A 6,756-nucleotide genomic window follows, 5' to 3' on the forward strand; every position below is an offset into this window, starting at 1 on the left:
GTTTACCTTAGCGTGTTTACAACCAGACGCTACCGCTAATGCAGGTCACACTTTGCCCGCCAACCCAAACCTGTCCATTCGAGTCGCGCTGCAAACTGACTTGGCCGGCGCGGCCCATACAACAGCCTTGGGCTGCGGTGTAGCTGTCTGGCATTCGGCCCTCGGCCATTAGCCACTGTGCCAAGCTGGCGTTTAGGCTGCCGGTTACCGGGTCTTCGTCAATGCCAATACATGCCGCGAAGGCGCGCACTTCAAGGTCTGGTTCGGCTTGGGCGCTGGCCGTTCTTTGTCCAAAAGCCCTGGCTTCGCGGTTGATGCGTGCGATTAGCGCTGGTGCGACTTCTTTTTTATAAATTGCTGTTACGCCTATTTTTAGGTTTAGCCTTTGTAACTCGGCATGGTTGGGGGAAATTTGCAGCACAGTTTCCGGGCTGTCCAGCAGCAGGCTAAACCAGACTGGGCCGTTGTCTAATATTTGCGCACTGAGGATTTGTGCCATCTCAAGTCCCAACGCCGCCGCCGCTTGCGTCAATTGCAATTGGCTAGGCGATGATTGTTTGAGTGCGGGCGCGGCAAAGGCGAGAGCTTGCTCGGCTAAACCGCGGCGTATCTTGATCAGCCCTACGCTGCATTGTTGGATGATGAAGTCTGAGTGTTGGGGCTGGCCGCCGGCCTCTAACCAACTGTGACAGCTGCCTAACGTTGGGTGACCGGCAAACGGCAATTCACCGCCGGGCGTGAAGATACGCAATCGATAGTCAGCGGCAGCGTCAAGCGGCGGCAATACAAACGTGGTCTCGGATAAGTTAGTCCAGCGCGCAAAGCTTTGCATAGCGGCGTCGTCCAAATCTCTGCCGTCAAGTACCACCGCCAGCGGGTTACCTAAATAAGCCGTAGCGGTGAAAACATCGACTTGTTTGAAGGCGCGTTGTTGCATTGTTTTCGATCTCCATGCTGTTTGAGTTGACTTATTTAGCGACCAGTAAAGCGTCTTCTCTGCTTTGTTCACGCTCTGGATTTAACGCGTTTATTGCCGCTGCGATTGCGGCTACGCCGGTGTTTATCTGCTCCACGCTAGCGGTCACAAAAGATAGGCGCAAGGTGCGTGTATCGGGATGGTCTGCGTAGAAGGCCCAGCCAGGTACAAAGGCGACGTTGCGCTCGACGGCTCGCGGCAGGAGTTCTATCGCGTTCATGCCTTGTGGCAGTCGCACCCATAAAAACATGCCACCGGCTGGAGTGTTCCATTCGACGCCGGCTGGCATTTCGCGTGTCATTGCGGTGAGCATGGCGTCGCGTTGGGACTTGTAGAGCGCGCGTATGGTTGGCACATGGCGCTCTAAAAAGCCGTCCTTCATAACCTCTGCCACCATGCGTTGGTTAAAGCTGGGACTGTGCAGGTCGGCGGCTTGCTTGGCTTGCAGTAGCTTTGGGTAGAGTGACTTGGGCGCGACCATAAAGCCTAGGCGCAGACCCGGTGCTAAAACTTTGGAGAACGATCCGAGGTAGACGCAACCTTCGGGGTTGCGGGCTGTCAAGGGCAGCGGCGGGGGCTCGTCAAACCACAATTCTCCATAGGGGTTGTCTTCGACAATCGGTAGTCCTAAAGCGCTGGCTTGTGCGCTTAAAGCGGCGCGGCTTTCCTCGCTCATGGTGCGGCCGGTGGGATTCTGGAAATTGGGCAGTACGTAGAAAAATCTCGCACCTTCTGCTTTGGCCTTGAGGTCTTGCAAGTCCAAGCCGTTGGCGTTGCTCGCGACGCTGAGGATGTTTGGCTCCATGGGTGTGAAGGCTTGCAATGCACCCAGATAAGTGGGGGTCTCCACCAATACGCGACTGCCTTCGTCAATCAGAATTTTGGCGATTAAATCCAGGCCTTGTTGTGAGCCGGTGGTGATTAACACTTGCGCTGGATCGACCTCCCAAGGCAGCATAGCCGCGACCATTTCGCGCAGCGGTGCGTAGCCTTCGCTGGCCGCGTATTGCAAGGCGGCTTGGCCGTCGTCGCGCAGGACTTTTTCGCAGGCGGCGCTGAACTCACTGATCGGAAAAGTCTTGGGCGAGGGTAGGCCGCCGGCAAAACTGATGATGCCGGGTTTTTCGGTGACCTTGAGGATCTCGCGGATCACCGACGGATTCATTTTTTCGGCGCGGCGCGCTTGCGTCCAGTTCATATTTAAAGTCCTCTAAGTTGAGTAGGGCCCGACGGGCAATTTTTTTAACTAGGCTTGTGTGCGTCGTTCACAGTCGCAGCATCCAGATGCCAGTTACGAACAATATCAGTGCCATGATGCGGTTAAAGATCAGCAGGCGTCTACCTGTGCCAACTGGGCCGGCTAGCCATTCGCGCAGTAGCGAGCCAATCAGTGCATAGCTTAAGTTGCTCACAAATGCATAGCAGAGCATGACGGGTAATACGATGGCAAAACGTATCAGTGGTTGACTTTGTCCGGCGATCCAGCCACTGACAATTGCCAGCGCCATCATCCAGGCTTTGATGTTGACGAATTGAAGGGCTGCGCCTTGCCAGAAGCCGACATTGGCCGGTACTTTGGCCGCGTGATGGCCAGCGGCCGGCTTACGGGCTAAGCGGTAGGCCAGCCAAAACAAGTAGCCAATACCTAGCAACTTGACGCTCAGTCCTAGGATTGGCACGGCCGCTAGTAAAGCGCCCAGTCCTAGGCTGCACAGTCCGAGCAACACGCCCCAGCCAACCGGTACAGAACAGATGAAGGGCAATGCTAGGCGCAGACCGTGGTTAGCGGCCAGTGTGGTCGATAGCATGGTGTTGGGGCCGGGTGAAAAACTCATCGCCGTTGCCAGCACTAATAAAGCAGTAAATTCTTGCCAGTTCATGGCTTCGACTCTAGCGGTGAAAGTGCCTTTTTACGGCGGCAGGCCAAGTTTAGTTTTGCGGCGCTTACTCAGTGCATTTTCAGAGCATTTCTTCGGGTGCTAGCGGGCCGAGTAATTTTAGAAGCAGCTTTAGGCCGGCGCTGGCGTCGGGCTCTGTTGTGCTGTCTTGTTGACCCGAGCCTTGCGGCGCTCTCCAGACCAGTTCTTGGTCAACGTTTTCAACCCGGTAGGCGCCACTCATCATGGCCGGTTCAATCAAGCTTGTGGCTTGGTTAGCGATTGCACGGTTGCGTATGAGTAGGGCGACTTCGCTGTTTTGCAGCTGTGAGCGCAGGTCTAGGTTCATAGAACCGACTACCAATAGGCGGTCATCTATCACTACTACCTTGGCATGTAAGCTGGTTCGTGAACTCCCGCCTATGCTGCTAGAACCCGTAAAGCCGTTGCGGGAGGAGCCGAAACTTTTGATGGAAACTGGCTGCTCCGCACGCATTTCATACAACTCAATACCTAGCGCGAGCAGTGCTTTCCGGTAACGCGCGTAGCCGACATGTGCGGCAGGTGCATCGTTTGATGCCAGTGAGTTCGTCAACACGCGCACGCGTACGCCGCGTGCCTTGATGCTGGCAAAGGTTTGCATCATTCGCTCACCCGGCACGAAATAGGGCGAGACTATTAATATGTCGGTTTTTGCTTGCGACATCAGTTGCAGCAAGCCGTCTACGGTGGTGTCCTGTGAAGCTTCTACGCTGTCAGCATCGGCGGCAATCTTTGAGGGCTTGTCGACCATTAGTACTGACGGGGCCCAAGTCCACGTTAGTAAGCTTAGGTTGGTTTTGTCTGACAAGGTAGGCGGGATAACGTCGGATTTCTCTGTGCTGATCAATGGGTTTGGCGTGTCTTGCACTGTTTTAATCAGTGTGACCGGATTCTCGACGTTGCGGCTGCTAGCTTCACCATTGATGTCGTTATTGTTAGGTTGAGCTTTTGGCTCTATAGCTTTGAGATCAGCTGCCGTCATCAGCGATTGCACTGGGTAGGCCAGTGGATTGTTCCAGTACTGATCAAAGCTTTGCGAGAGATCGCGTGCAATCCGACCAGCAGCCAACACATCGATATCGACAAAATTTGTGCCTTTGCTTTGGCCAAAATAGTTCTCACCAATGTTGCGACCGCCGGTGATGGCGACTGCGTTGTCGGCAACGAAAATCTTGTTGTGCATGCGCCTCTGTAGTCGCGCCACATTACTTAGGCTGCTGATGATGCGCACCAAGCCCGAGGCGCGCCCACTGGGTAGTGGATTGAACAGTCGCATTTCTATATTGGGGACAAAAGCGAGCTTGAGTACTTGGGCATTGGTGCCGGCGGTATTGAAGTCGTCGAGCAGTATGCGTACCCGTACACCGCGTTGGGCGGCTTCTTGCAATGCCTCCAGCATGCGGGCCGTGGTGGCATCTGCGTTGATCGCGTAGTACTGAAGGTCTAGCGTTTTTTCGGCGGCTTCGATTAGCGTCATGCGGCTGCTAAAGGCCAACTCTGCACTGCCGACCAAGGCGAAGCCCGAATCATTGTGCGTGCCGGCTTTTGCTGCACGTTCAGCGACTGCCTTACCAATTCGGGTGTGACTGTTGTCGACTAGCGCTGTGCTGATTGGTCGGCTGACGTTCTCCGGCAAGCTGGCACAAGCGCCTAGGCACAGGACCATCAGCATAGGCCAGAAGCGACGCAGTTTATTGCGTAGGCTAGGTGCACTCGCAACAGGGGAGGTATAGGTGGCGGGCGAAATCAGCATATTGAGCACACTCTAATTCATGCTGGTCTCGCGCGCCGCTTGTCGCTACCTTTTTATGTTGTAGGCCATCAGCTTGCAAGGCTGTTAACTTAGGCTGCTAAGGTTTCCCAACGCTGCAGTGCTGTCATCAGTTCTTCCTCAATTTTGGCATTGCGTGCGGTTAACTCCGCTGCGCGTTTGGGGTTGTTCGCGTAAAGCGTGCCATCAAACAATTCTTGCTCTATAGCTTTTTGCTGAGATTCGAGTTGCTGTATCTGGGCTGGCAATCCGTCGAGCTCGCGCTGATCTTTATAGCCAAGCTTCTTTTTCGTTGCGGCATCATCTTTGCTGGCCTTTGGGGCTGGCTTGGCTGCGGCTTTGGCTGCGGGTGCATTTTTAGCATTTGCTGCCGCATTAATTTGCGCCGCGCGTTTCGATTGTGTAATCCAGTCGGTCACGCCGCCTTCGTATTCGCGCCAAAAGCCCGGGTTGTCTGGTGTTCCTTCGTAAGCGATGGTGCTGGTGACTACGTTGTCCAGGAAACGCCTGTCGTGGCTTACCAAGAAAACTGTTCCCGCATAGTTTTGCAGCAAGTCTTCTAGCAACTCAAGTGTGTCGATATCCAGATCGTTGGTTGGCTCGTCGAGTACCAGTACATTGGCTGGCCTGGCGAACAAACGCGCGAGCAGCAAGCGGTTCCTCTCGCCACCAGACAGCGTGCGTACCGGGGAGTTGGCACGCTGTGGCGAGAACAAAAAGTCTGTGAGGTAGCTTTTGACGTGCTTTTTCTGCCCATTGATCTCTACCCACTCGCTGCCCGGGCTGATGAAGTCTTCTAACGTAGCGTCTAAGTCAAGACCATCGCGCATCTGATCGAAGTAAGCCACTTGCAGATTTGCACCTTGGCGGATTTTGCCGGGCGGTATGGTCTCGTCTGGTTGGAGCTCACCGAGTATGAGTTTGAGCAATGTTGTTTTGCCTGCGCCGTTAGGGCCGAGTAAACCGATCTTGTCACCCCGCAGCAATGTGCCGCTAAACCGGTTAACGATGATTTTTTCGCTGCCTGGATGACCAAAGCTTTTGCTGACTTCAGTCAGTTCTGCCACTATCTTGCCGCTTTTCTCGCCGCTTGATACATCAAGGTTAACGCGGCCCACCGCATCACGGCGGGAAGCACGGCCATCACGCAAGACTTCTAAGCGACCTATGCGAGCGACGCTGCGGGTACGTCGGGCTTCTACGCCTTTGCGTATCCAGATTTCTTCTTGAGCCAGCAGCTTGTCGGCTTTTGCGTTGATGACGGCTTCTTGCGCCATCTGTTCTTCTTTTTGCACCAGGTACTGTGCAAAGTTGCCCGGGTAGCTAAGCATCTTCCCACGGTCGAGTTCCACAATCATGGTTGCGACTTGGTCCAAGAAGGCGCGGTCGTGGGTGATGGTAATGATGCTGCCGTTGAAGTTGATCAGCAATTCTTCAAGCCAAGCGATAGAGTCAAGATCAAGGTGGTTGGTCGGCTCATCTAATAGAAGAACATCCGGTTTAGCAACCAGTGCTTGAGCCAGTGCAACGCGTTTTCTGGTTCCGCCTGATAGGGAGCCGACGATGGCGTCTTTGTCTAAGTGCAGGCGGTGCAGTGTTTCTTCGACACGTTGCTCCCATGTCCAACCGTCTAGGGCTTCGATTTCTGACTGAAGTGCGTCTAGGTCAGTATGTTCATCTGCTGCTAGATATAACTCCACGACTTGTTTGGTGCGAGCTAGGCCAGCACTAGCCGCTACAAACACCGTAGCGTGCGGATCGAGACTAGGCTCTTGGGGCACATAGGCGATGCGTAAGTTTTGCTGCAACTGCAAAGTTCCGTCATCAGGTTTATCTATGCCAGCAAGAATCTTTAACAGCGAAGACTTGCCTGTGCCATTACGGCCAATCAGACCAATACGCTGGTTGTTTTCGAGTGAGAAATCTGCATGATCCAGCAGAGCGACGTGCCCAAAAGCGAGTTGAGCGTCAAGTAAAGTAATAAGTGCCATATAGGCTAGGTATTATCCCGGTGTTCTGGCTCTCATGCTCGGTAGTTGAGGTTTACTCATACTTACCCTTGTGCGGATTCGTTAGCATTCCTAGCAATC

Annotated in this window: 5 protein-coding genes; all 5 read right to left on the reverse strand. The window is 54.1% G+C overall.

Annotated features, from left to right (window positions below; translation table 11 throughout):
• Positions 1–16 precede the first annotated feature (16 nt).
• Positions 17–937 (reverse strand): PhzF family phenazine biosynthesis protein, encoded by a 921-nt coding sequence (locus HC248_RS02265; RefSeq protein WP_168921096.1) that lies wholly within the window; start codon positions 935–937, stop codon positions 17–19.
• Between the two features lie 31 nt (positions 938–968).
• The gene (locus HC248_RS02270) at positions 969–2,174 is read right to left on the reverse strand and encodes an aminotransferase-like domain-containing protein (RefSeq protein WP_168921097.1); all 1,206 of its coding nucleotides are present in this window, start codon (positions 2,172–2,174) and stop codon (positions 969–971) included.
• A gap of 67 nt (positions 2,175–2,241) precedes the next feature.
• Entirely contained in the window at positions 2,242–2,856 is a 615-nt protein-coding gene (locus HC248_RS02275) for a LysE family translocator (RefSeq protein WP_168921098.1), read from the reverse strand.
• A 79-nt stretch (positions 2,857–2,935) separates the two neighbouring features.
• A complete protein-coding gene (locus HC248_RS02280) occupies positions 2,936–4,648 on the reverse strand; it encodes a phospholipase D-like domain-containing protein (protein ID WP_202882403.1) in 1,713 nt (570 codons plus the stop codon).
• Positions 4,649–4,737: 89 nt separating this feature from the next.
• Positions 4,738–6,657, reverse strand: coding sequence for an ATP-binding cassette domain-containing protein (locus HC248_RS02285; RefSeq protein WP_168921099.1), 1,920 nt, complete (start codon positions 6,655–6,657; stop codon positions 4,738–4,740).
• Positions 6,658–6,756: the final 99 nt, after the last annotated feature.

The sequence above is a fragment of the Polaromonas vacuolata genome, assembly GCF_012584515.1.
GTDB classification, from domain to species: domain Bacteria; phylum Pseudomonadota; class Gammaproteobacteria; order Burkholderiales; family Burkholderiaceae_C; genus Polaromonas; species Polaromonas vacuolata.